The organism is Helcobacillus massiliensis, from assembly GCF_014191425.1.
Classification (GTDB): domain Bacteria; phylum Actinomycetota; class Actinomycetes; order Actinomycetales; family Dermabacteraceae; genus Helcobacillus; species Helcobacillus massiliensis.
In genome coordinates, this window is record NZ_JACHWP010000001.1 from 513,728 (window position 1) to 538,259 (window position 24,532).

Below are 24,532 nucleotides of genomic sequence, written 5' to 3' on the forward strand. Positions count from 1 at the left end.
TCCTTTCTGATGCCGTGTCAGGCGTCGCAGACGGTGAACGCGAAGGTGCGCAGCGTGCCGATCGAGCCGTCGGAGATGTCGCCGATCGGTGGCAGGTCGGCGTTCTCATCCACCGAGTTGAGGGCGTATTCGGTGCCGTCGGGGGCGGTGAATCGCAGCACGGGATCGCCCTTGCCGTTCTTCTCGCAGCTGACGGTGCCGTGGTCCACGTCGAGGTTCCACGAGTGGCCGAAGTCGTCGGCCGTGACGTCCTGCGGGTTGCTGGTCGCAGTGCGGGTAGGGCCGTCTTCGGGGAAATCCTCGGGGTTCATCATCCCGTTGCATCCGGCCAGACCGAGCGTCAGCAGCGCAGCGCCGACGGCGGCGGACATGCGGATGGTCGTGCGGTGGATGTTCATGCGTGCTCCTTCGGGATCGTGAGGGCCATGTAGCCGTCTTCGAGGTTCGGATCGACCGGCGTCGCGTCCGCAGGCGGGGTGTCGGTAACGATCCGGTACCGCGTGCCGACCCCGGTCGTGGTGGCGTTGACGACCGTGACATGCTCCGGCGGAGGCGCGCTGCGGGAGGCGGTGAGCCAGGTGCGGCCGCGGGCGGCGTCGATCAGCCCGTCGGTGGGTCCGTCGTAGCGCAGATGCCCCTCCCGGAGGACGAAGACGTACGGGCAGGTCTGCGCCACGTCATCGAGGATGTGCGTGGACAAGATCACCGTGCGGTTCTGCCCGAGGCTCGCCAGCAGGGTGCGGAACCGCATCCGCTCCTCGGGGTCCAAGCCCGCGGTGGGCTCGTCGACGACGAGCAGTTCCGGGTCGCCCATGAGTGCTTGCGCGATGCCGACCCGCCGGCGCATACCGCCGGAGAACCCGCCGACCTTGCGATCTTTCGCCTCGTTCAGGCCGACCTGGGAGATCAGCTCACGAGCTTGCCGTCTGCGGTCGGTCGCGCTGTCGATGCCTTTGAGCACGCCGACGTAGTCGAGGAACTCGAGCGGGGTGAGGTTCGGGTACGGCTCGACATCCTGCGGCAGATAGCCGAGCGTCTTCTTCACTGCCCGGCGCGTCGCGGCTCCTGAGAGGTCGTGACCGTCGATGAGCACCCGGCCCCTCGTGGGCTGGATGATCCCGCACAGGATGCGCATGAGCGTGGTCTTCCCGGCGCCGTTGGAGCCGAGCAGCCCGATCATGCCCTGCGGCAGGTCGAGGGTGACGTCATCGAGCGCGGCGGGCTTCTTGCGGAAGTCCTTGCCCAGGTGATCGATGGAGATGAACATGCGGTTTCCTTTCAACGCTTGGCCATGCGCCCGGCCAACGCGGACCCGGCGGAGAGCAGAAGGACGATGATGACGAACTGGACGAGCAGCGAGACGGTCGCCGTCCACGCGGTGCCGTCGAACGCGAGCAGCCCTCCGGGTGGGTGGATCGAATCGGCACCGAAGTAGCCGGCCGCGATCGCGTCGCCGATCACGGTGAAGACCGTGCCGTTCGGGGTGGGCAGCGGGAGGAGCGAGGACGAGAAGATCAGGAAGAACCAGACCAGCACGCCCGCGATACGGCCGAGCGCGCGCGGCAGGATTGCGCCGAGCAGCGCCGACAATGACATGGCGATCAGCACGCCGGGGGCGATGATCGTCGCAGTCACCGCCACCGCCACTGGGATCGACCATGGATGCCCGCTGAGCGTCTGCACGACGCCCATAACCAGGAGCACTGCCAGTGCGGGAACGACGACGACGCCGAAGGTGCCGAAGATCCTCGCTGTGCGCAGGGCGAGGGGGCGTACCGGGGTTGAGGCTTCGAGTTCGTTGATCCCTAGCCGTGAGGGGGCGGTGAAGAAGTCGGCAAACGCGGCGGCGTAGGCGACGCCGGTGAACATCACGATCAGCTGTGCGGAGAACGCGAGGTCCTCGATGCCGCCGGTGCCGGGCCGGGCCGGAGAGATGACGGCGAGCAGGGTGGCGAACGCGGTCAGCGGGATCGCGGTGAACCACAGCGCTTTCTGCCGCTGGGCGACTTTCGAGTGCGTGCGAGCGAGGGCGAGAACCGTCATGCCGCGACCACCTTTGCGATGTTGCGTTCCGCCTTCGCGAGCCGGTGCCAGACGGCGACGAGGAGTCCGGCCGAGATGATGAGCGGGACACCCCGCTGCAGGTGAAGCGGCAAGACATAGGGGTCCCAGAGCATCGCGAGGAACATCCATGCCGCCACGACCGCGATGGTGGTGGTCGATGCCGTGCCCGCGAACGCTGCGGCCACCATTGCGACGACGATCATGATCACGACCGCGCCGGCAGGCGACGCTACCGACGTCCAGCCTTCGTCGCGAGGCCAGACCCGCAGCGCGTGCAGCGGGAAGAACATCAGCACCGCACCAGCCAGCCCGGACAGCGCCACCAGCCCGGCACGCAGGAACTGCACGCGCCGGAAGCCGGTCGGCGTGGACTCGTGCAGCTCGATCAACGGGTCACCCGTGAGGGCGACCGCCGCACAGACGCCAGTGGCGATCACGAACACCTGCGCGAGCCAGTTCACCAGAGTCATCGCCTGCGAGAGCGGCCAGGCGTCGGCGACAAACCAGCCGGCGAGGGCGACCACGGCCCCAGCGAGGACCGGCCCGACGAGCACCATCAGGCCGACGCGTCGGCCCTGTGCACGGATCGCTGCTCTCGTCACTTCCTGCTCCTGAACTCTTGAGAATCTGCATCTACAAGGTCAGTAGCGGGGTCAGGCGGATCGGTTCACGCGGATTGCAGTCCGCTGATCGCGGCCCGCCGCGCCGTCGTGACGGCCGCGACCAGCAGGGCCGCGCCTGCTCCCAGCAGACCGAGCGGGGTCAGCGCGTTCCACAGCACCCCGGACAGGCCGAAGAAGAACATCGCCTCGGACACCGGGGCGGCCATCGGGATGAGCACCAGCCCGGCGGCGATGCCGGCCCAGGGTGCGACCCAGATCGAGGCGAACGTCGCGGCTCCCGCGACCAGCGCGACCGGGATCAGCCAGCTCGCGACGACCTCCGGCAGGCCGCTCGTGTACCCCCAGGTTGATACCAGGCCGGACGCCGCAAGCCCGGTGAGCGCGTCGACGACCAGCACGAGAGCGATCCGCGCGAGCACGACCACCTGCGGGCCGAGCGGTGTCGTCAGGGCGATCGCGTCGGGCTTCGCGGACGACAGCGCCATCGTCACTGTGACAGCGATCCCGGCGAGCATCACCGAGGCGAACCCGGTGTCGCCGGCCGATCCTCCCTGTGTCACCCCGAAGAACCGGGCCGCGAAGATCGCCATCGTCACAGTCACCAGGGCGACCGGGAAGATCAGCCACGGCACCACCCGAACCTGCGCCCACGCCAGAACCGCCGCCAACCTCGCACTCCGCCTCGCGGACCACCGGGGACCATTCATCGGAGACGGCGCGCTCGCGATCCGACGCCGGATCAGATCGAACGCGGGCGCCTCGCCCTGTTCGCTCTCCCAGCGGCGCAGCACCTCACGGAAGGCGTCATCGCCGCCGGGGTCAGACCTGTGCTCAGTCACCGTTCCTCCTCAACTCCTCGCGCAGCAGGCGCCGGGCGCGAGACACCCGGCTCTTCACCGTTCCTCGCGGGACGCCCACCAGCTCCGCGATGTCCTCGTACGGCAGCTCGTGCACCCAGGCCAGCCGAACGACCTCGCTCAGATCGGCGGGAAGCGCTCTCAACGCCGTCAGGAGTGCTTGGGTCTCGTCGGCGGATGCCACCAGGTCGGCAGGATCACCGTCGTCCGCGGGGATCGCGTACTCAGATTCATCGAGCGGCACCTGCTCCAGACGCTTGCGCCGGGTGTGCGCGTAGATCTGCCGCTTCGCGATCCCCAACAGCCAGGTCAGCACGCGACTGTCGCGGCGGAACGCGCGCGCCGATCGCCAGCAGCCCAGCCACACGTCAGCACTGACCTCTTCCGCGACTCCGCGGTCCGGCGTCCGAGCCGAAACGAAGCCGAACACCACGGACGAGTAGCGCGCGTGGAGCTCAGCGAGGGCACGCTCATCGGCGGCACCGATCCGGAGGAGTAACGCCTCATCCGTCTCGACCGCTGAACCTGACCACGCCACTCTGTACTCTTCGCCTCTCACGACCTCGCACTGCCCATCGCAGCTCTCACCAAGTCAGTAGCACCCACGAGCCAACCGGTTCACGAGCACTGACCGACCAGAGACGAACGACGACTCGCCTCCAACGTAAGCCGCCCATTCGCGGTGTCGCGTCGCACTCAAGTACCGTCAGCATCATCCGTGAGCATGATCGTGCGACCGGGGAGCAAAGGCCTTGGGAGCACACTCACCGGGCACACGACCGAAGCCGACCGCCATGCCTCGGACGCCGCTTTACGGGTGAAGTGTCTGGGCGTGACCAAGGGCAGTCATCTGATGGCTTCTCTCGTGTGATGCGACAACGAATACCGAGGGGAACGGCTGTCATCGCGTCTTCGCCCACACCGTGCACCGGTGCACCCCGAACTGACGAGCCACCGCGTTCACGCTGATCCCTTGCGCCCGGGCTGTTCGCATAGCGTCCACTTCCTCGTCCGTGAGTCGTGTTCGAGGTCGTTTCTTTGGTTCCGCTGACGTGCCGATCAGCGGGTCGTCCGGCTCTCCGGCAAGGTCGCCATCCCCACGGGTGCCTTGATTCCATGCGGAAACCAGCCGCTCGACCCTTGGTCGCCTGTTCCCGCAACGCTCCATTGCGTCCACCAAATCAGACGTACTAGAACACCTGACATCGGAAGATGTGGGTGCGAGGGTGGCGAACGGCTCGTTGAGCTGGATCGCCGCTTTTTCGTCTTCGGTGATGAGGATGCGTTGGTAGAAGGCTTGGTTGGCGAGCCGTTTCCCGTGGTCATCTGTGCGGGCATGCATCTGGGCGCAGTCGACCAGCAGCCGCAGTGCGGTGGCGAGGTGTCGGCGGGGGCCTTCGTGGTCGTGCCGCTCGGCTTCCAGGCGTTTGGTGATGTCAGCCAGAGCGATCCTGATCCGGTCCTGGTGGCGTTTCAGCGTCGGTAGGTCGATGGCGTCGGCGAAGTGGGCTTCGAGGAGCTTGTCCGCCTCGGCTTCCAATCGTTGCTTGGCGCCGGTGAGATCGTCGAGGGCTTGGGACCGCTCGGCAAGACGCTCATCGAAGGCAGCCTCGACCCGCTGTGCGAGCAGCCGTTAGGTCTGCTCGGTGATGGCGATCTGTTGGTAGCAGTCGGTGACGAGTTGTTCGGCGATGCCGACGGGCACGGCCTTCCTCGTGCACGTGGTGCGTTTGGTGGCTCTACCGGTGCAGATGTAGTAGGCGTAGCGGATTGAACCGCCCCGGCATGTCCGGAGACTTGGTTTGGTGGCTCAGGCGGTGAGTCTGGGTCGATGGTAGTGCAGGTCCCGTCCGAAGGCATGGGCTTGAACCTGCGCCGACGCGTCGCCCCTTGCCAGCCCTGGGCGCGGTAGAGCCGCTCGATCGTGCAACGAGCCACGTCATGGCCCTGCGAGCGCAGGAAGATCCACATCTTGCGCGCACCGAAGCGAGTCAGGAACCGGTTGGCTTCGCGCAGCTGGCGCATCAGCTCGACCAGCTGCTGGTCACGCAGCGTCCGTGCCGAGGCGCGGCGTTGGCGGGCCTCGTAGTAGGTGCTCGGAGCGATCTGGCAGCCATGCTCACGCAAGACCTTGCAGATCGGCTCGACCCCGAACCGGTCACGATGGGCGTCGACGAAATCGACTAGTACCTGCCGGGGCGGTCGAGCTCCGCCGCAAAGAAAGCCGAGGCCGCCTTCAAGATCTCGTTCGCGCGGCGCAGCTCGGCGTTCTCCCGCTTCAGCCGCTTCAACTCGGCAGACTCCTGACTTGTCACCCCAGGGCGGACGCCCTGGTCGATCTCGGCCTGCCGTAGCCACTTGCGCAGCGTCTCGGGCGAGGTGATCCCCAACTTGGCGGCCACCGACTTGATCGCGGCGAACTCGGTCTCGTGCTCCTCGCGGGACTCCATCACCAGCCGGACAGCCCGCTGGCGCAACTCGGGCGGGTACTTCGAAGGACGTGCCATGAGAGTGATCCTTTCAACGAATTCACTCTCCGGACACGTCGGGGCGGTTCATAGTCGTGTCCTGATCTGTGACTGTGCGGCTCCCCTGACGCCGTTGCTTGCAGGAGCGGTGGCCACGGCTCATTTGACGCGCGCGGGCTGTGCCCATCATCGCTCGACTCAGCGGAGCTTGACTGTACGGATCGTTGTGCCGGTGAGCGCGACGATGATCAGTGCGACGCCGAGCGCCGTGCCGATGAGCGGCAGCGCGTCCTGGGCCGTGAGCCCCCCAGAGCCTGCGAGAGCGGACGACCCGAGGTTCAGAGCGCGGGTGTTGATGGCTTGTGGCCAGATGAAGCTCAGCGGTCGGAGGGCTTCGCTGGTGACGGTGGCGACGCCGACGACACAGCCGAGGAGGCAGATCGCGACGGGTGCGGCGAACGATTTGAGCAGCATCGACAGCAGCGATTGGATGGCGATCAAGGGCAGGGCCGCGAGGACGGAGATCGCGCCGATGAGGGCGAACTGCCACGGGATCGCTCCCTCTAGCCCGAGTACGAGCGTGCCCGAGATCAGGGTGCCTGCGACGAGGACGAGCTGCATGAACGCGACGGGGATCATGATGACCAGGACCTTGGCGACGACCAGCTTGACGGGCTTGCGGGTGGTGGTCAGGAGGAGGTTCCAGTTGGTGCCGCGGTGTTCCACCCGCCAGGCGGTGGACGCGATCAAGCCGATCCCGATGGAGAAGAACAGTAGTCCGTAGAAGAGGGTGACCTGCGAGGTGAAGGATGCCCATCCGGCGTCGAGGGTGTCGGGGTTGTTGGCGAGGTTGATCGTCCCGGTGGTGACGGCCAGCAGCGGGAGGATGAGCGCGATGATCCAGGTGGCGGAGCGCTTGAGTTTGAGGATTTCTGCGCGGAGCACGGGGTTACCTTTCGATCCGGTCGAGACGTCGGGTGGCGACGGCGAAGACGATGCCGACGAGGATGAGGAAGCCGGCGATCCATCCGAACGGCGGCGTGAGATACACGAGGCGGTCTCCCTGTTGCCCGATTGGGGAGATCATGGCGTAGTACCCCCAGGGGATGAGCCGGGCGATGGCGGTCGAGGTGAGGAGTGTGAAGACGCCGAGGAACGCGCCGAGCATGCCGACGCCGACGGAGACGAGCTGGTTCTCCACGATGGCGGCGAGCCAGATGTGCAGCGCGAGGAACGCGACATCGATGAGGAACAGCAGCCCCGTGTACAGAACCCACGGCCCCGGATCGAGGGGCACGCGGATACCGGCGAACAGGCCGATACCGATCACGAGCAGGGTCTGCACGATCACGGCGGGCAGCAGGACCGCGCTGAGCGCGACGAGTTTCGCCCGGCACAGCACGCCGGGTGAGTAGCCAGCGGTGGAGGCGAGGGTCCAGCCGATGCCAGAGTGTTCGATGTCGGTCTGTCGGCTGGCGAGCACGGCGGCGAGGATCGGGGAGGTCATCGCGGCCATGAGGGTGTAGGTCACCATCAGGCCCGCCCAGGGCAACGCGTCCGGGTCGTTGAACGATTCCTGCGTGCTGCCCGCGAAGAGGGAGAAGCTGGACAAGCCCGCGACGGCGAGGACCAGGATCGCGGTGATGAGGAACGTGCGCAAGCGGCGCATCTTGCGGAACTCGAGCCGGATCGCGCGCCTCACAGCAGACCACCCCTGCCGGTGAGGTCCATGAACACGTCTTCGAGGCTGTGCGCGACACGACGCACCTCGTAGATCGGGACACCTGCGACGGCGAGCTGATAGACGACCTTCGCCGTCTGGTCCTTGTCGATCCCGCTCATCCGGATGCCCTCAGGAACCCGGGTCGCCGTCAGTCCTTGTGCGAGGGCGGCCTGCGGGTCGGAGGTCTCGATGATCAGATCGGGCACGGACTGTTCGAAGAGCTGGTCGCGGCTGCCCTGGAAGATCATCTTCCCGCTGGAGAGGATGCCCAGGACGCTGGCCATCTTGTCGATCTCGTCGAGCAGGTGGCTGGATACCATCACGGTGATCCCTTGACTGGCCAGGTCCACGAGCAGCATGCGGACCTCTTCGATTCCGGCCGGGTCGAGTCCGTTGGTTGGCTCGTCGAGGATGAGCAGCGCCGGGTTGCGTGCGAGGGCCATTGCGATGCCGAGCCGCTGCTTCATGCCGAGGGAATAGTTGCGAACGAGCTTGTTCTCTTGCCCGGTCAGTCTGACGGTCGCCAGTGCGTGGTCGATCTGCGCGGTCGAAAGGTCGAGCATGTCCTGGACGATCCGCATGTTCTCCCGGCCGGTGAGGTGCCCGTACCCGGGAGGAGCCTCGATCATCGACCCGATCGACGGCAGCAGCTTGGTGCGCGATGCGCGCGTGAGCGGTTCGCCGAGGACTTCGATGTCGCCGCTGGTCGGCTGGGTCAGGCCCAGGATCATCTTCATCGTGGTCGACTTGCCCGACCCGTTCGGCCCGAGGAACCCGTACACGTGACCCTGTGGGACGTCGAGGTTCAGGGCGTCAACGGCGGTGTGGGTCTTGAACTGTTTGGTCAGTTCGTGGGTGGTGATGACGCTGGTCATGGATGCCTCGTTTCGGTCGGGTTCGTCACCCCATCCACAATTCCCGGAATAGTCGCGTGGCAGATCGTGCTGCGGCACGAACTCGGTCTTCATGCCGTGGTATGAGTCGTTTCGGATGCCCGCGCCATAGGCTGGGTAGGCATGGAACCGTTCACCAGCCCTGCGACCCGTGACCGGCTCCGCGCTGTCTGGCAGGGACAGCCCTGGGCGGCTGACCTCCTACTTGGGGCGCTAGGCGGATTCCTTGGCGCGATTGGCCGGCCAACCTTGTCGTTCGTGACATACGAGCAGACGGCCTACAGCATCATCGTATTCGGCTGCTCGGTCGCTCTGATCTTTCGGCGCATGCGCCCACGCCTCAGCCTCGCCGTCATCGGCGTACTGCTCGTCCTGCACCTCGTCACGGTGCAGGAACTGACGCTGTTCGCCGGCGCGGTCTGCCTCATCGCGGCATACACCACACAGACGCAGCTGTTCGCGCCGTGGCGGTGGGGGTATGTCGCCGTCATCTACGTTGGTGCAGCTGCGGCAGTGCTCACCTCATCGACCCCCGCCGCGGACACCGAGTGGAAGGTCAGGCTCGTGATTGCGGCAGCCGCAGCAGCGCTGGTCACCGTCGCCGTCCTGGCCGGCACCGTCCGGAGGACCCGGAAGGCGCGCTACGAGGACGCGCTCGAACGTGCCGCTGTTCTGGAAGCCCGGCAAGCGGTGGAGCGACGGCTTGCCGCTGTCGAGGAACGCACACGCATCGCCCGCGAGATGCACGACGTGCTCGGCCACTCCTTGAACACGATTGCGGTGCAGGCAGAAGGTGCCCGGTGCGTGATCAACACCGATCCCGACCGCGCCGATCAGGCGCTTGCCGTTATCGGTCGCTTGAGCCGGACCGCCGTCGATGACGTTCGCGACCTCATCAATGTCCTCGGCACCGATCACGACACTGAGGCTCTGACACGCCCTACCCCAAGCCTGCGCGAGATCGGCGCGCTCATCAGCGAGTTGCAGCACACAAGAGCACCGATCCGGCTTCACGTGGATGGAGACTTGGGGGCCGTCCCGGACCAGGTCGGACTCGCCGGCTACCGGATCGTGCAGGAGAGCATCACGAATGTCCTGAAGCACGCCTATGGCGCAGCAGCAAGTGTCCGCATCGTCGTCCACGACCGTGCAGTTGATCTGACCATTCATAACACTTCGACAGGCCAATCGCAGACCACGCGGCGCGATGGTTCTCACCAAGGGATCATCGGCATGCAGGAACGCGCACGCGCACTTGACGGCACCTTCACCGCAGGCCCCGACCCGAACACCGGTGGATGGTGCGTCTCCGCGAGCCTGCCATGGAGGCAGCCATGATCACCGTCGGACTCGCAGACGACGAACCACTGTTCACCGCGGGGCTGGCGATGATCCTCGACGCCCAGCCCGACATGAGCGTTCTCTGGCAGGCCATCGACGGAGCCGACGCCATCCGTCAACACAACCACGAAGCGCCGGACATCCTGCTGCTCGACATCCAGATGCCCACCCTCGACGGTCTCGCCACCACTCAGCACCTCATCACTGCCGGAACACAGAGCAAGATCATCATCCTCACCACCTTCGACACCGACGAGTACGTGCTCACCGCGATCGAGTCCGGCGCGTCAGGATTCCTCGTCAAGAACACCGCTCCCAACGATGTCGTCACAGCCATCCGCACTGTTCACGACGGCGATGCCGTCATCTCGCCCGGCCCCACTAGGAGGCTCTTCACCACGTTCCGGAAACGCCCAGGAGGTCCCGCCGCGTGCCCTTCACCCACCGACAGTCGACTCGCAGACGAACTCACACCCCGAGAACGCGACATCCTCGCCCTCATCGCGCGGGGCCGCACCAATCAAGAAATCTGCGACGAACTCTGGCTCACCATGCCCACCATCAAGACCCACATCGGCAACCTCCGCGCTAAGACCCAAGCCCGCGACCGCGTGCAGCTCGTGCTCTTCGCCCTGCGGGTCGGCATCGCCGAGCTCACGTAACAACGACAACTGCAGAGAACAGCACCCGTTCGGTCACCTCTGAGCACCCGGGCTTTCAGCCTCCTATAGCCACCATCTGGAGCTGCCACGCCTCTTGCAGATCGAGGTTCGGTGGCTGCCAGCTCACCTGTGTGACAAGCAGGTGAGGGGTGGTTTGGGTGACGGTGTCGATGCGGGTGATGTCGGCTGGTGACGGCTACAAGTACCTGCTGCGCACCGTGGCGGCTGGCGATGGTGACCGGTCGCTGTCGACGCCGCTGACCCGCTACTACGCCGAGGCTGGCACCCCACCTGGACGCTGGCTCGGTTCCGGTGTCACTGCTTTGGGTAATGGTGAACTCACCCCTGGCGCCCAGGTGTCGGAAGCGCAGCTTCAGCTGCTGGTCGGTATGGGGCGGGATCCGATTACTGGTGTGCCGTTGGGGCGGGCGTATCCGGTGTACAGCTCGACGGCGGAGCGGGTCGCGGACCGTGTCGCGCAGCTGGACCCTGCCCTGGGGGCGGTGGAGCGGGGGCGGGTCGTTGCGCAGATTGAGGCGGAGGAGGCTGCGCGGGGGTCGCGGCGTGCGGTGGCGGGGTTTGACTTCACGTTCAGTGTGCCGAAGTCGGCATCGGTGTTGTGGGCGGTTGCGGACGCGGGGACGCAGGCGTTGATTGCGCAAGCCCATCATGAGGCGGTTGCGGCGGTGGTTGCGTTCATGGAGCGCGAGGTTGCAGCCACCCGCACGGGTGCAACTGCTGGGGATGGCGCGGTTGCACAGGTCGACGTCACGGGTTTGATCGCAACGGCGTTTGATCACTTCGATTCCCGCGCTGGGGATCCGCACTTGCATACGCATGTGGTGATCAGCAACAAGGTCCGCACGGTGTTGGATGGGAAGTGGCGGAGTCTGGATGGGCGTCCGATGCATGCCGCGGTGGTCGCGTTGTCGGAGCTGCACGAGGCCGTGTTCGCCGATCACATGACCCGCACCTTCGGCGTGAGCTGGGAGGTGCGGGAGATGGGCCGTGACCGGAACCCGTCCTGGGCGATCACCAACGTCCCCGAACAACTGGTGGCGGAGTTCTCGACCCGCTCCCGGCACATCAACGAGGCGACCGACGCGCTGATTGCTGCCTACGTGACTCAGCATGGCAAGCGCCCGTCGTCGGCGACCATCGTGAAACTGCGCGCCCAGGCCACGCTCGCGACGCGTCCGGAGAAGCAGGTCCGATCCTTGGCGGAGCTAACAGCCGAGTGGCGCACCCGCGCCAGCAGAGTCCTCGGCAGTGATGCGACGGTGTGGGCGCGCGCCGTCACGGGTGGGGAGCGGCAGTTGCTGTTGCGGGCTGATGATGTGCCGTTGGATCTGATCGAGCAGGTGGGGCGGTCGGTGGTGGAGGTGGTCGGTGAGAAGCGTTCGACGTGGCGGCGCTGGAACCTGATGGCCGAAGCCGCCCGCCAAACGATGGGGTGGCGATTCGCCACCGTCGAGGACCGCGAAGCCATCACCGCCATGGTCGCCGACGCCGCCGAACAAGCGTCCCTGCGGCTGACTCCACCCGAGCTGGCGACCAGTCCGGCGGAGTTTCGCCGCCTGGACGGCACCAGTGTGTTTCGGCCGAAGCACTCGACCGTGTTCTCCTCCGACACCCTCCTGGCCGCAGAAGACCGCCTCCTGCAACGGGCCCGCGCCACCACCGGGCCGAGTATCGACCTGACCACCGTCGAAACGATCACGAGCAAGCCTGACGCCGAGGGGCGGATGCTCGGTCCCGACCAGGCAGCTGCTTTGGCGTCGGTTGCCGTCTCGGGCCGGGTGGTGGATGTGTTGGTGGGGCCGGCGGGGGCGGGGAAGACGACCGCGATGAACGCACTCCGCCGGGCGTGGGAAACCTCGCATGGTGCCGGGTCGGTGGTGGGGTTGGCTCCGTCGGCGGTGGCGGCGCAGGTGCTGGCCGACGATCTGGGCATTCAGACGGAGAACACGGCGAAGTGGTGGACCACCTACCAACACACCGGCGCGACCTTCAAGGCCGGGCAGCTGGTCATCATCGACGAATCCTCCCTCGCCGGCACCCTCTCCTTGGATCGGATCACGCAGGCAGCTGAGGAGGCGGGGGCGAAGGTGCTGCTGGTCGGTGACTACGCCCAGCTCCAGTCCGTCGATGCCGGGGGTGCGTTCAGCCTGTTGATCCACGACCGCGACGATGCCCCCGAGCTGGTCGATGTCCACCGCTTCACCCACGTCTGGGAGAAGAGCGCATCCCTGGAGCTGCGGCACGGCCGCGCCCCGGTCATCGACACCTACCTGGCACATGATCGCATCCACGATGGTGACGGCGAGGCCATGACCGATGCCGCCTACACCGCCTGGCGCCACGACCGCCAGCAGGGGTTGGCGTCGGTGCTGATCGCCGAAACCCGCGAGAACGTCACCGCCCTCAACGTCCGTGCTCGCGCTGACCTCATCCTGGACGGCACGCTCAAGTCCGGCCCCGAAATCACCCTGTCCGACGGATCGGCAGCAGGTGTGGGTGACACGATCATCACCCGCCGCAATGACCGGCGGCTGCGGAACCGGCACGGCTGGGTCCGCAACGGCCAAACCTGGACCATCACCGCCGTACGTGACGACGGGTCGGTTACGATTCGCCCACCCGGGGCCCGGTTCGGAAACAGCATCGTCCTGCCCGCCGCCTATGTGGCTGAGCATGTCGACCTCGGCTACGCCGTCACCGCCCACCGTGCCCAAGGCATCACCACCGACACCGCCCACGTCCTCGTCGAACCCACCACCACCAGGGAGAACCTGTATGTCGCGATGACGCGCGGACGGGAATCGAACCAGGCCTACGTCATCCTCGACCGTCCCGACGATCACGCCACCGCGCACCCGGGCGACAATCCCGACGCCACCGCCCGCACGGTCCTCTACGGCGTGCTCCAACACAGCGGTGCTGAACTGTCGGCGCACGAGACCATCACCGCCGAACAGGACCAGTGGGGCTCGATCGCCCAACTTGCCGCCGAATACGAAACCATCGCCGCCGCAGCCCAACACGACCGCTGGGCTGCTCTCATCACCACCAGCGGCCTCACTACCGACCAGGCGCAAGCCGTGATCGACTCCGATGCTTTCGGCGCTCTGACCGCGGAACTGCGCCGGGCCGAAGCCAACCACCACAATGTCGGCACCCTCCTGCCACGACTCATCAAGGCTCGTGGGTTCGCTGACGCCGACGACATCGCCTCCGTCATCCACCACCGCGTCGCCAACGCCACCGCACGCCCCGCCGGCTCCGGCCGCACCCGCCAGGTACCGCGTCTCATCGCCGGCCTGATCCCTGAAGCTGGCGGCCCCATGAATCCCGACATGCAACGGGCCCTGGCCGAGCGCCGCCACCTCATCGAAACCCGCGCAGAAGCCATCCTCGACACCGCCCTCCACACCCACGAGCCATGGGCCACGGAACTCGGTCCGATACCCGCCAGTGGGCGGGAGCGGCAGCAGTGGCGACGCCGCGCTGTGGTCGTCGCCGCCTACCGAGACCGCTACCAGATCACCGACACCACCCCGCTCGGCGCCCAACCGGAAGGCACGGCGCAGAAGATTGACCGCGCCCGAGCCGACACAGCACTACGGACACTGACCCGCCCAACCATCCACGACGAGCGCCGGCGCCCCGCCAACCAGGCGAGGCGGCGCCTCGACCTGTAATCGCGGGGCGCAAAGAAAGGAGTCTCGCACCGTCCAACGGGATGATGCGAGACCCTCTCAAGCTGCCGACCGGCTACAGCGATCGCTCCGGCGGACCAGCCGCCGGCGACGCGCGCCGTGTGAACTCGGCTGACAGCTCCGGACGCTGGGTGGCGCGGTTGGCGGTGAGTTCTTCGACGTCGGCAGCGGAGGTGACCAAGTGTGCGTGGCCGGTGCGGAGTAGCTCGTGCGGACCATGACTGGTAGCGCTGGTGACTGGCCCTGGCACTGCACCGACTTGGCGTCCGAGTTGGTGGGCTTCGACTGCTACCCGTAGCGCCCCCGATCGTGCGCCGGCTTCCACGACCACCGTCGCGGCTGACATGGCCCCCAGCAGTCGGGAGCGGGCCAGGAATCGGTGCCGCGTCGGCGCCGCTCCGGGAGGAAGCTCGCTGACCAGCGCACCCACATCACCCACCCGGTCCAGCAAGTCACGATTCCCGCTCGGGTAGGGGCGGTCCACACCACCTGCGAGCACCGCGATTGTGTCCCCACCGGCCGCCAACACCGCGCGGTGCACGGCAGCTTCGGCACCATAGGCGCCACCAGCCACCAGAACACGCTCACGGTTCGCGAGGTCACCTGCCAGTTCGCCCGCGACATGCTCCCCATACGCGGAGGCCGCCCGAGAACCCGTGACCGTCACCAAGCCGTTCAGCGGTCGAGCCAGGAACGACGCTGCGCCGCGCACGAACAGAACATACGGGGCACGCTCGCCCAGCTCATCCAGCGCTCGGGGCCAGTGCGCATCACCCGGGATCAGCGTGGCGATCCCGCTCGCCTCAACCATGCGCAGCCGCTGGTCAACCTCATCCAGCCTGCCCGGTGAGGTGAGGCGGTCACGCCACACCTGACCATCGATCCGACCCAGACCAGGCACGGTCGTGTCGGTGTCGAGCAGCCCGAGCGTCTCAACGGCACCCACGCGGCGCATCAGCCCACCGGTGACGGGATCATCAGGCTCCGCCAGCATGGCCAGCACCACTCGGGCACGACGTTCATCAACACCAAGACCAGCAACACCAGACATGACGCACCCTCCTCGAACAGACTCCGCCGAGTAGGTGCGCCAACACAGCCCGCGAGCCTCGCGCGGCTGTCAGGCCGTGGGCACCGGCGAACGTGACAGCAGGCGCCGGTCGCGACGCTCAGTAGTGCGGGCACGCACCAACAGCACCACGCTCACCGGCCCCATGACCAGGAACTTGAACGCGTTCCAGATGCACAGCAGCACCAGCAGGTGGAACCAACCAGGCGCACCGCGGCCGATGAGAATCGTCAGGATGTTCGCGCCCGCGAGATACGGGATGGCCAGCAACATCGCCGGCACGCCCCACTTCAGCCCCCGCCGCGTGCGGAGCCTGTCCAAGACGATGTTGGTCGGCATGTAGCGGTGCAGGAAGTCCCGCGTGTGGATGCTGGCGATCCAGATCAGGCTAAACATGAGCACAGTCCTCTCCTCGTCACCGGCGACAAGGAAACAAGAGGACCACTCCGACCGAAGCCATCAGGTCAACCACCGCATCCAACGGTGGGCCACGCAGGTAGAGGCCGCCTACAGGCAACCATACTGCCTGGCAGTCGCGAGGGAAGTGAACCCGCCGCTGTCGCGCGGGGACCGGGGTGTCCACGGCGGCGAGGCTCTCTCGGTTCCCGGTGCTCGCCGCTAAGATGGAGCAAGGGTAACGGCCAGCGGTTCAAGGAGGCAGAGATGGCGCGTGCTGACCTGCTACTTGACCTCGTCGAAGCGGAGAGACGTGGTGACCGAGACCGATTTCGCGTTCTCGTCGAAGCTGTAATCGCTGAGGAGCGAGCCAACCAGCACCACCTTGTCGCTGACCGCTTGTCCGAGCTGATTACCACTACTGGGCAGAGCGCTCCGCGTGACGACCATGCGGCAGCTATGCGCGACCTGATCCAGGAGATCGTTCCTCAACGCCGCTTGGAAGAGCTAGAGCTTGCACCGGTCCCTCGTCGGGTCGTCGCTGAGTTGATTGAAGAGCAAAAGCGTTCCGAGCTGCTCCGCAGCTACGGAATCGAGCCCCGCAACCGACTCCTGTTGTCTGGTCCGCCGGGTAACGGCAAGACCAGCGTCGCCGAGGCGATCGCCTCAGAACTGATGCTGCCCTTCTACGTCATCCGTTATGAAGGAGTGGTCTCAAGCTTCTTGGGCGAAACCGCTGCACGGCTCGACAATGCCTTCGAGTTCGCACGGACGCGCCGTTGCGTCCTGTTTTTCGACGAACTTGACACCATCGCTAAAGAGCGATCGGACGAGCACGAGACAGGAGAGATCAAGCGCGTGGTCTCGACACTGCTGCTCCAGATCGACCGGCTGCCTCCGCATGTCCTTCTAGTCGGGGCGACAAACCACAGCGAGCTTCTCGACCGGGCAGCATGGCGACGCTTCCAGATCCGCGCCGAACTCGAACCACCCAGCCGTGCTCAAGCGACGCGCTTTCTCGAACGCCTCGCCGCCCGGCTAGGCGGTGATCTCGGATTTGCCCCGCGCACTCTGGCGGACAAACTTGCGGGAGCTAGCTTCTCCGAACTGGAAGAGTTCGCTCTCGACGTGCGTCGCAGAGCAGTCCTCGAACTCCCCGACAGCAACCTCCGGAAGATCGTCCAAGAACGTCTGGAGCACAGACGAGATCAGGCAACGGGATGACGGCCGAGCCTCGGCCCCTCCTGGCATTCGGGGCACCGAAGGTTGCAGGCCGACCAAAACAAAAGGCACGCGATCTGCCACGCTTGTCCAAACCAACCAGCGGCAGGCAGGGCGCACGCCTGACACCGCAATTTGGTGAACTGCGCTCGGCGTTCGATGCCGAGCGCGCACGTCTCTCGCCTGACGCGCGGGATGAGGTGGATCCGGCCTTGGTAGTGGTCTTTGACCTCGCCGGCAGCGTCACGGATTTCCGCAACGCGATCGACAAAGTCGACGGGCTGGAGTTCTTGTCTGAATTGATCGGGGAGCAATCTGACCCTGACGACGATTTCCACATGGTGGAGTCCAAGAGCGGCCGTACGGACAAGCCCGTTCAGCACTCCCTGTACCTGATGCTGTCGAACGCAAAAGCGATTGATCAACTCCTCAGCTTGTTCAAGACTTGGCAAACAGACCCGACAATAAAGTTTGCTCGTGGCCTCGGCAGGTTCAAGACAGCGTTCGAACAGCTCACCTCAATCAGACGCTGGGGGCCAGAGGATCGCATCCGAGAGACCGGCCTTCGCGAACAGTGGCAAGAGACGCTCGACCTCGTCGACCAATCCGTGAGCACTGTGATGGTTGAAATCGAGCTGTGGTACCGCTCCGATGCTAGACAGCGCGCCACCGCGCAAGCGCACGTCGAGCAAGTCATCGCCGACAGTGGCGGGCGTGTGCTCGATCGCTCTCAGATCGGGGAGATCAGCTACCACGCCCTGCTTGCCGAACTGCCGATTCAACAGGTTCATTCCCTGACCACTGAGGGTGCCGAGTCGATCCAACTACTGGCCACAGACGAAGTCATGTTTGTCAGCCCGTTCACCCCTATGCACGTTGCACCGCCGACCACGGAAACGAGTATTCAGTTCGACCTGGAACCCCGAAGAGGTGCCCCTTCTGAGTTGCCTAGGGTCGCCTTGCTGGATGGGTTGCCGTTCACTAACCATGACGCCCTCGCAGGTCGACTGGTAGTCGATGATCCTGATGGTCTTGGCGAGGACTACCCGCTGGCCTCTCGTTACCACGGCACGGCGATGGCGTCCTTGATCATTCATGGAGACCTTGCCACCCGCAGTGAACCGATCGACCGGCCCCTTTATGTGCGTCCAATCATGCAACCCCACGAGTTCATGTCAGGACACGAACAGACCCTGCCAGACAGGCTGTTCCCTGACCTGCTACACCGCGCGGTCAAGCGAATCGTTGAAGGTGATGCCGGCCACGACCCTGTCGCACCCAGCGTGCGCGTCATCAACCTCTCGATCGGGTCCCAAGCACGAGCGCTCGTGAGAAGGATGAGCCCTGTTGGCCGGCTACTCGACTGGCTAGCTCACTCCTACAACCTGCTGTTCATCGTCAGCGCTGGCAATCACCTCGGCCCAATCACAATTCCCGTTACCGTGGCCAGCGACCCCGAATCCGCTCGATCCGCTGCAATCCGAACCCTCCACGACAGTGCGCTGTTGCGCGGCATCCTCCCTCCAGGAGATGCTCTCAACGCACTCACCATCGGAGCGACCCACACCGACGGACTCGGCGATATCGACGTACCAGACACCGCCTGGGACATTACGCACCCGAACGGACCTGCCCACTACGGCGCGACGGGACCCGGCGTCGATCGATCAGTCAAGCCCGACCTGCATCACACCGGTGGCAGAGCGCTCTACACCCGCCCTGTCATTCCAGCCGATCGCCTAGAAACCGTTGCCGTGGAACTGGCCCAGACCGCAACTACCGGTCCGGGGCTCCAGGTGGCTGCACCTGGGCGAGCAGGCGCAACCAACCACACCGTCTTCAGCGTCGGCACGAGCAACGCAACGGCACTGGTGACGCGCGAGGCCAGCCGACTCTTCGATGTCCTTGAAGCTGGCTCCGACGATTCAGAAGACGCGCCGCTGCCAGATCCTCAATATCATCCCCTACTAGTGAGAGCCCTCCTTGCCCATGCGACAAGCTGGGGCGATTGGGAACCGCAACTGCGCCGCGAACTCAAGCTGAGCAAGCAGGAAGCTCGTCGACACCTGACCGCGCTTCTGGGCTACGGGCGCCTCGACACAGATCGACTCGGCGCTGGGGCCACAAACAGAGCAGTCCTAGTCAGCGGAGGGCTGATAGCCGGCGACCAACGTCACACCTATGAGTTGCCACTCCCGCCTTCGCTTCGTGCACGCGCAGAATGGCATCGCCTCACCATCACCCTGGCGTACATGGCCCCCACTGTCAGTCGGCTCAACCGCTACCGAAGTGCGAAGGTGTACTTCGCCACTCCAGACAAGCAACTCGCAGGCGGAGAACGCATTGATGCGGAGCACAACTCGGTCAGGCGAGGGAGCCTCCAACACGAGATCGTCCAAGGCAGCCGCGCCATGGTGTTCGGCGACGATGACACGTTCCCGATCCACGTTGAATGCATGGACGACGCCCAACACCTTGGTGCTGGTAAGACGGTGCGATACGCACTCGTGGTCTCCATCGAGACAGCAGAGCAGACCTCGACCACGATCCACGACGAAGTACGGGCAAGACTGCGGCAGCAAGCCCGCGATCGCGCGCGCGGCCGGGTACAGAGCTGATATGAACGGCGAAGGACTGCATACTCGGACCCAGCTCCTGTTGGAAACATCAGCGTTGGCCATGATGTCTTGAGCTCTTGCCGAAACCGTGGGGGCTCCATTCAGACACGACCGTGCGTGTCGCGCATCATGACACCGGCGGCGATCAAGTGTTTGCGGACTGTCCCCGCGGTGTAGCCGAACTTGTTGCCCACACGCTCCAGTGAAGCCCCCTGCTCATACATGGACCGCATCAGCCGAATCTCGCTGATCGACGGGGAGTGGTTGCGGAGGACGACACCGCCTTCTCGCAGGAGGCGAGAGAGTCGCTCGTGTCCGAGGCCAACTTGCCGGGCCACAGCCTTCAGGGACCCGCCGGCAACGTAAGCGGCTTCCGCTCGCTGGAGGAGGTCTGCGGACGCTCGCGGCGCCTGCTGCGGTTGGTGCCTCCGGCGGTGCGTCTTGTGCTTTCTCGCGCGGATGGACTGGTGTGCTCGCAACATCTGAATCACCGGCGGGGCAAGTTTCGACAAGCCTCCCGCTAGGTCCACTCGAGAAACCGTGAGACAGTGACTCGTTGAAGCCCATCGGCCAAGCCGGTGGGCTTCGCTGTTGTCCGAGGTCGCCGAACAAACCCCATCCCTACCCGGACCGCCCGCGGGAACCACTGAGCGGACTCCTTAAAAGTGCGGTCAAGCGCAGGCGAGGGAATGGGAACGATACCCCCGTGTTTGTGACATGAGTCAACGGTTCGGGCGGTCTTGAGCAAAGCCGTCGGTCAAGCATTGCCAACCGCCTAGGAGATGGCCCCGACCCTCCGTAGGTTGGTAGCACAGGCAACGCCGGAGACCAGCCCGCAGAGGGTGGAGATCTCGGCTGTCATGACCCAGAACAGACTCGGGCTCCTCCAGGACCCACCCGCATTCAGCAACACGTAACCAGAACAGGAACGGCACCCCATGGCTCGTCACAACACCCACCGCGCAACCGGCGCAGCAGAAATCCGCTTCCCCCTCGGCACCGCCGGCAAGGCAGCAACCGGCATCGCCCTCGCAGGCGCAGGCGTCTTCGGCGTCCTCTCCGGTGCACAGGCAGCCACCGCCGCTCCCGCCCCGGCCCCCGCCGCACACAAGGCCACCACTGCCGCTCCGCAGACCGCTCAGGCCCCCGTTGAGCGCGCCACCGCCCCCACCCTCACCTTCACCTCCAAGCTGCGCTACGGCTCCACCGGCGGCAACGTCTCCGAGCTGCAGTCCGCCCTCAACGCCAAGGGCGCCAGCCTCGCGGTCGACGGCAAGTTCGGCCCCCGCACCCTCGCAGCCGTCAAGGACTTCCAGGCCTCCTCCGGCATCGCCGTCGACGGCGTCGTCGGCCCGGAGACCCGTGGCGCCATGAACGGCGGCTCCGGATCCATCCCCGGCGGCACCGGCAAGTCCGCCCCGGTTCAGAACTCCAACTCCTCCAGCTCCGTGCTCGCCGCCGCACGCTCGCAGATCGGCACCGGCTACGTGTGGGGCGCCAGCAACCCGGGCTCCGGCTTCGACTGCTCCGGCCTGACCTCCTACGCCTACAAGGCCGCCGGCATCGATGTGCCGCGCACCTCCAGCCAGCAGGTCGCCGCTGCCCGCCAGATCCCGCAGTCCCAGGCACAGCCCGGTGACCTCGTGGCATGGCCCGGCCACGTCGGCATCTACGCCGGCAACGGCAAGGTCGTGGACGCCGGCCGCACCCCGCAGGCCGTCACTGAGCGCAGCATCTGGGGCAACCCGACCTTCCACACCTTCCGCTGATGCGGCGAGCCCCGGCGTGAGCCGGTGCGCCCCTTCAGAGACCGCACAAGCGCCGTTCCCTTCGGGGAGCGGCGCTTCGTCGTACCCCGCGCAGTGCCACGCGGAACTGGTTGAGGCGCGCCGCCCCGTGGCAACGGTGCGCCACGGAATCCGCGCGGAAGCAAAGGATCTTGAACAGGCAGCGGCGCCGCCGCGCGGTGCAGAACACCTGGTCACACGCCCACGAGGCAGGATCCGCCGTGAGGCGGCGCCGCCGGCGGGGAGGCCGACGGGGGACATCGTCACGAGAGTTCAAACGAAGCGGCGCGAAGCAATTGAATCGTCAACACAAGATTGCAGCGAGATCACAGCGGCAGGCGTTCTGTGACCTGGTGCATCGAGCCACCGCCCTCTTCGTAAAAGTCCGTGACCGACCCCTTCAACACGCACGGGAGGACGGCCGACCCGGACATAGCGTGGTTCCCACGAGGCCACAGGGCAGCAGCGGGTTCGGGTCAGCGAACAGCAGCCCACCGCCTCGATCGACTTCCTCCCGCACGGGAGACGCCGCACGGCGCATCACCAGAGAACACACGCAAAGGAAGAGAAGCATGGCTACCAACAACCTCCACCGCACCGCCGGCGCAGCAGAGATCCGTCTCCCCATCGCCGGGGCCTGCAAGGTCCTGACCGGCATGGCACTGGCAGGCGCCAGCGTCTTCGGCGCCACCGCAGCAGCAGGCGCCGCCGAAGCACCGGGTGCAGGCGAAGTGGACCCCGAGCAGGTCAACCGCACCCCGGCAGCGGCGGCACCCAGCCAGGAGAAGAAGACTGAGACCGCACCGGCCGCCGATGAGGCCGCGGACATCACCCTCGACGGCACCGCCATCCTCACGTGGGGCTCCGCCGGCAACAACGTCTCCACCCTCCAGACCGCTCTGAACGCACAGGGCGCCGACATCAAGGTGGACGGCGTATTCGGTCCCGCCACCGACCAGGCCGTGCGCGACTTCCAGGCCGAGAACGACCTGAACCGGGTCGACGGCCGCGTCGGTCCCGAGACCCGCGATGCCCTCAACGGCACCGAGGACGCATCCGGTGCCGAGGGCGCATCCGCTCCGGCCGGCGGCACCGCCGCACCGGTCGCCAACAAGCAGTCCGATGCCGAGGGCTCCACCTCCTCCGCTTCCGGCGACGGCCAGGCCGTCCTCGAGGCCGCCCGCTCCCAGATCGGCGCCACCTACGTGTGGGGCGCCAGCAACCCGGGCTCCAGCTTTGACTGCTCCGGCCTGACCTCGTTCGCCTACGACGCCGCCGGCATCGATGTGCCGCGCGCCTCCAGCCAGCAGGTCGCCGCTGCCCGCCAGATCCCGCAGTCCCAGGCACAGCCCGGTGACCTCGTGGCATGGCCCGGTCACGTCGGCATCTACGCCGGCAACGGCAAGGTCGTGGACGCCGGCCGCACCCCGCAGGCCGTCACTGAGCGCAGCATCTGGGGCAACCCGACCTTCCACACCTTCCGCTGATCGAGCGGGACATGAGACTCGCTGCCTGATCGGGCAGTGATGACAGGAGAGCGCCGCATCCCATCCGTGGGAGCGGCGCTCTTCTCATGCTGATCCGCCTCGGGGATCGGCTCAGCCTCGAGTAAAGGTTCAGACTTTTTTCGCCCTCCCTCCCTGAAACGGGGCACAAGAGCACCAAGAAGTCCCCTGTAATGGTCGAATATCCACCGCTAGAGCAAAGAGAAAGCAAAGACACGGTCTGCATCGCGTGCAGATTTGGGTTCTCTTGGCCCAATGTCTGAGGCGTTTCGTGAGCCGGTCCGCCGTTAGGTCAAGGCGAGGGTCAAATCTTCTGCACAGCCGGTTCAACACACGGGGAGGGGTCCCCAGGCGGCCCTACAGTTGAGAGCGAAGGGCCCCACCTCGGGTTTCATCTGAGCGCGGGCCATATTCCACACGGAGCAGCTTCCTTCCCCGCCCGTTCACGGGCGCCGCTCTGTCGCTTCCCGTGCGTCCCCAGGGACGCCTCGATCCTCGACCCGTGAAGGAAACCGCTGCTCGTGGCACGCCAGAACACTCATCGCGCCCCCGGTCCCGCTGAGATCCGCATCGACATGACATCCACCCTCACCAAGACCGGAGGCGTCGTCCTCGCCGGTGCGGGTGCCATGAGCGTCATGACCGGTGCCAACGCCGTCAATGCTCCCGCCGCCCCCGTGCACACGGCACCGGCTGCGCCGAGCCTGAACGCCACCGTCATCAGCTCCACCGCGAAGATCCGCCCGGGCCACCGCGGTTCTGCGGTCCGCGAACTTCAGGCGGCGCTCAACGCCCGCGGTGCCAGCATCGCAGTGGACGGCGTCTACGGCGCCGCCACCCGCAACGCCCTCACCGCCTTCCAGTCCGCCAACGGTCTGGTTCCGGATGGCGTCGTCGGCCCCGCCACCCGCGGTGCTCTGCGCTCCACCGGCGGCCAGAGCGCATCCGCTCCGGCGACCGCGATCAGCTCCACCGCGAAGATCCGCCCGGGCCATCGCGGTTCTGCGGTCCGCGAACTTCAGGCGGCGCTCAACGCCCGCGGTGCCAGCATCGCAGTGGACGGCGTCTACGGCGCCGCCACCCGCAACGCCCTCACTGCCTTCCAGTCCGCCGCCGGCCTGGTTCCGGACGGCATCGTCGGCCCCGCCACCCGCAGCGCGCTCAACGGCGGCGGCGTCTCCATCCCGGCGGGCAACGGGACCTCGAAGCCCGGAGCGGCACCCTCCAACGGCAGCTTCAACGCTGACGCAATCATCTCCGCTGCCCGCGCGCAGACCGGCGTCTCCTACAAGTGGGGCGCCTCCAAGCCGGGCATCGGCTTCGACTGCTCCGGCCTCACCCAGCACGCCTACAGGGCAGCGGGCATCAAGCTGCCCCGCACCTCCGGTTCCCAGGCCGCTGCCGGCCGTCAGATCCCGCGGTCCCAGGCGCAGCCCGGTGACCTCGTGGCATGGCCGGGCCACGTGGGCATCTACCTCGGCAATGGCCGTGTGATCGATGCCGGCCGCACCCCGCAGGCCGTCACTGAGCGCAACATCTGGGGCAACCCGACCTTCCACACCTTCCGCTGATCCTTCAGCACTGAT

The 24,532-nt window shown here is 66.2% G+C and carries 23 protein-coding genes and 1 other annotated feature; of the genes, 9 read left to right on the forward strand and 14 right to left on the reverse strand.

Annotated elements, in window-relative coordinates:
* Window positions 1–17 precede the first annotated feature (17 nt).
* The 8 genes from FHX50_RS02380 to FHX50_RS12435 all read right to left on the reverse strand — a co-directional run bounded on the left by FHX50_RS02380 (window position 18) and on the right by FHX50_RS12435 (window position 5,569).
* Window positions 18–398, reverse strand: coding sequence for a hypothetical protein (locus FHX50_RS02380; RefSeq protein WP_034375247.1), 381 nt, complete (start codon window positions 396–398; stop codon window positions 18–20).
* On the reverse strand, window positions 395–1,267 hold the full coding sequence (locus FHX50_RS02385; protein WP_034375248.1) for an ABC transporter ATP-binding protein: 873 nt from the start codon (window positions 1,265–1,267) through the stop codon (window positions 395–397). Before FHX50_RS02385 ends, FHX50_RS02380 begins: the two co-directional genes overlap by 4 nt.
* A gap of 11 nt (window positions 1,268–1,278) precedes the next feature.
* A complete protein-coding gene (locus tag FHX50_RS02390) occupies window positions 1,279–2,043 on the reverse strand; it encodes a hypothetical protein (RefSeq protein ID WP_048740487.1) in 765 nt (254 codons plus the stop codon).
* The gene (locus tag FHX50_RS02395; protein WP_144246031.1) at window positions 2,040–2,666 is read right to left on the reverse strand and encodes a hypothetical protein; all 627 of its coding nucleotides are present in this window, start codon (window positions 2,664–2,666) and stop codon (window positions 2,040–2,042) included. The genes FHX50_RS02390 and FHX50_RS02395 overlap by 4 nt, the downstream gene beginning before the upstream one ends.
* Window positions 2,667–2,731: 65 nt before the next feature.
* Entirely contained in the window at window positions 2,732–3,319 is a 588-nt protein-coding gene (locus tag FHX50_RS02400) for a hypothetical protein (RefSeq protein ID WP_183374085.1), read from the reverse strand.
* Between the two features lie 199 nt (window positions 3,320–3,518).
* Entirely contained in the window at window positions 3,519–4,103 is a 585-nt protein-coding gene (locus FHX50_RS02405) for an RNA polymerase sigma factor (RefSeq protein WP_343064027.1), read from the reverse strand.
* A gap of 342 nt (window positions 4,104–4,445) precedes the next feature.
* Entirely contained in the window at window positions 4,446–5,084 is a 639-nt protein-coding gene (locus FHX50_RS02410) for a helix-turn-helix domain-containing protein (RefSeq protein WP_183374088.1), read from the reverse strand.
* On the reverse strand, window positions 5,018–5,569 hold the full coding sequence (locus FHX50_RS12435; protein WP_183374090.1) for a helix-turn-helix domain-containing protein: 552 nt from the start codon (window positions 5,567–5,569) through the stop codon (window positions 5,018–5,020). The genes FHX50_RS02410 and FHX50_RS12435 overlap by 67 nt, the downstream gene beginning before the upstream one ends.
* Here FHX50_RS12435 and FHX50_RS02420 point away from each other — a divergent pair.
* Window positions 5,486–5,731 (forward strand): hypothetical protein, encoded by a 246-nt coding sequence (locus FHX50_RS02420; RefSeq protein WP_183375417.1) that lies wholly within the window; start codon window positions 5,486–5,488, stop codon window positions 5,729–5,731. The genes FHX50_RS12435 and FHX50_RS02420 overlap by 84 nt on opposite strands.
* Window positions 5,642–5,770: a sequence feature (AL1L pseudoknot), on the reverse strand. It overlaps the preceding gene by 90 nt.
* Here FHX50_RS02420 and FHX50_RS02425 read toward each other — a convergent pair.
* The 4 genes from FHX50_RS02425 to FHX50_RS02440 all read right to left on the reverse strand — a co-directional run bounded on the left by FHX50_RS02425 (window position 5,728) and on the right by FHX50_RS02440 (window position 8,610).
* Window positions 5,728–6,051 carry a transposase gene (locus FHX50_RS02425; RefSeq protein ID WP_183374092.1) on the reverse strand — a complete coding sequence of 108 codons (324 nt, stop codon included), beginning with the start codon at window positions 6,049–6,051 and terminating at the stop codon, window positions 5,728–5,730. It overlaps the preceding feature by 43 nt. The two genes, FHX50_RS02420 and FHX50_RS02425, sit on opposite strands and share 4 nt — an antisense overlap.
* A gap of 159 nt (window positions 6,052–6,210) precedes the next feature.
* On the reverse strand, window positions 6,211–6,957 hold the full coding sequence (locus tag FHX50_RS02430; RefSeq protein ID WP_183374094.1) for an ABC transporter permease: 747 nt from the start codon (window positions 6,955–6,957) through the stop codon (window positions 6,211–6,213).
* 4 nt (window positions 6,958–6,961) lie between these two features.
* Window positions 6,962–7,714, reverse strand: a complete 753-nt coding sequence (locus FHX50_RS02435; protein ID WP_183374096.1) for an ABC transporter permease — start codon at window positions 7,712–7,714, stop codon at window positions 6,962–6,964.
* Window positions 7,711–8,610 (reverse strand): ABC transporter ATP-binding protein, encoded by a 900-nt coding sequence (locus FHX50_RS02440; RefSeq protein ID WP_183374098.1) that lies wholly within the window; start codon window positions 8,608–8,610, stop codon window positions 7,711–7,713. The genes FHX50_RS02435 and FHX50_RS02440 overlap by 4 nt, the downstream gene beginning before the upstream one ends.
* Before the next feature lie 141 nt (window positions 8,611–8,751).
* On the opposite strand from FHX50_RS02440, the gene FHX50_RS02445 reads away from it, so the two are divergent.
* From FHX50_RS02445 to mobF, 3 genes are all read left to right on the forward strand, one after another.
* A complete protein-coding gene (locus FHX50_RS02445; RefSeq protein WP_183374100.1) occupies window positions 8,752–9,966 on the forward strand; it encodes a sensor histidine kinase in 1,215 nt (404 codons plus the stop codon).
* Entirely contained in the window at window positions 9,963–10,631 is a 669-nt protein-coding gene (locus FHX50_RS02450; protein WP_183374102.1) for a response regulator, read from the forward strand. The genes FHX50_RS02445 and FHX50_RS02450 overlap by 4 nt, the downstream gene beginning before the upstream one ends.
* A gap of 170 nt (window positions 10,632–10,801) precedes the next feature.
* The gene (gene mobF, locus FHX50_RS02455) at window positions 10,802–14,332 is read left to right on the forward strand and encodes a MobF family relaxase (protein WP_183375274.1); all 3,531 of its coding nucleotides are present in this window, start codon (window positions 10,802–10,804) and stop codon (window positions 14,330–14,332) included.
* A 73-nt stretch (window positions 14,333–14,405) separates the two neighbouring features.
* On the opposite strand, the gene FHX50_RS02460 is transcribed toward mobF, so the two are convergent.
* Window positions 14,406–15,401 (reverse strand): DNA-processing protein DprA, encoded by a 996-nt coding sequence (locus FHX50_RS02460; protein ID WP_183374104.1) that lies wholly within the window; start codon window positions 15,399–15,401, stop codon window positions 14,406–14,408.
* Window positions 15,402–15,470: 69 nt separating this feature from the next.
* Window positions 15,471–15,815 (reverse strand): sulfate permease, encoded by a 345-nt coding sequence (locus FHX50_RS02465; RefSeq protein WP_066081622.1) that lies wholly within the window; start codon window positions 15,813–15,815, stop codon window positions 15,471–15,473.
* A 267-nt stretch (window positions 15,816–16,082) separates the two neighbouring features.
* Between FHX50_RS02465 and FHX50_RS02470 the strand changes: the two genes are divergently transcribed.
* From FHX50_RS02470 to FHX50_RS02490, 5 genes are all read left to right on the forward strand, one after another.
* On the forward strand, window positions 16,083–17,039 hold the full coding sequence (locus FHX50_RS02470; protein WP_047691388.1) for an AAA family ATPase: 957 nt from the start codon (window positions 16,083–16,085) through the stop codon (window positions 17,037–17,039).
* Window positions 17,036–19,654 carry a S8 family peptidase gene (locus tag FHX50_RS02475; protein WP_183374106.1) on the forward strand — a complete coding sequence of 873 codons (2,619 nt, stop codon included), beginning with the start codon at window positions 17,036–17,038 and terminating at the stop codon, window positions 19,652–19,654. Before FHX50_RS02470 ends, FHX50_RS02475 begins: the two co-directional genes overlap by 4 nt.
* Window positions 19,655–20,592: 938 nt before the next feature.
* Entirely contained in the window at window positions 20,593–21,423 is an 831-nt protein-coding gene (locus FHX50_RS02480; RefSeq protein ID WP_183374108.1) for a C40 family peptidase, read from the forward strand.
* Window positions 21,424–22,013: 590 nt separating this feature from the next.
* Window positions 22,014–22,928 (forward strand): C40 family peptidase, encoded by a 915-nt coding sequence (locus FHX50_RS02485; protein ID WP_183374110.1) that lies wholly within the window; start codon window positions 22,014–22,016, stop codon window positions 22,926–22,928.
* 539 nt (window positions 22,929–23,467) lie between these two features.
* The gene (locus FHX50_RS02490; RefSeq protein ID WP_343064029.1) at window positions 23,468–24,517 is read left to right on the forward strand and encodes a C40 family peptidase; all 1,050 of its coding nucleotides are present in this window, start codon (window positions 23,468–23,470) and stop codon (window positions 24,515–24,517) included.
* Window positions 24,518–24,532 lie beyond the last annotated feature (15 nt).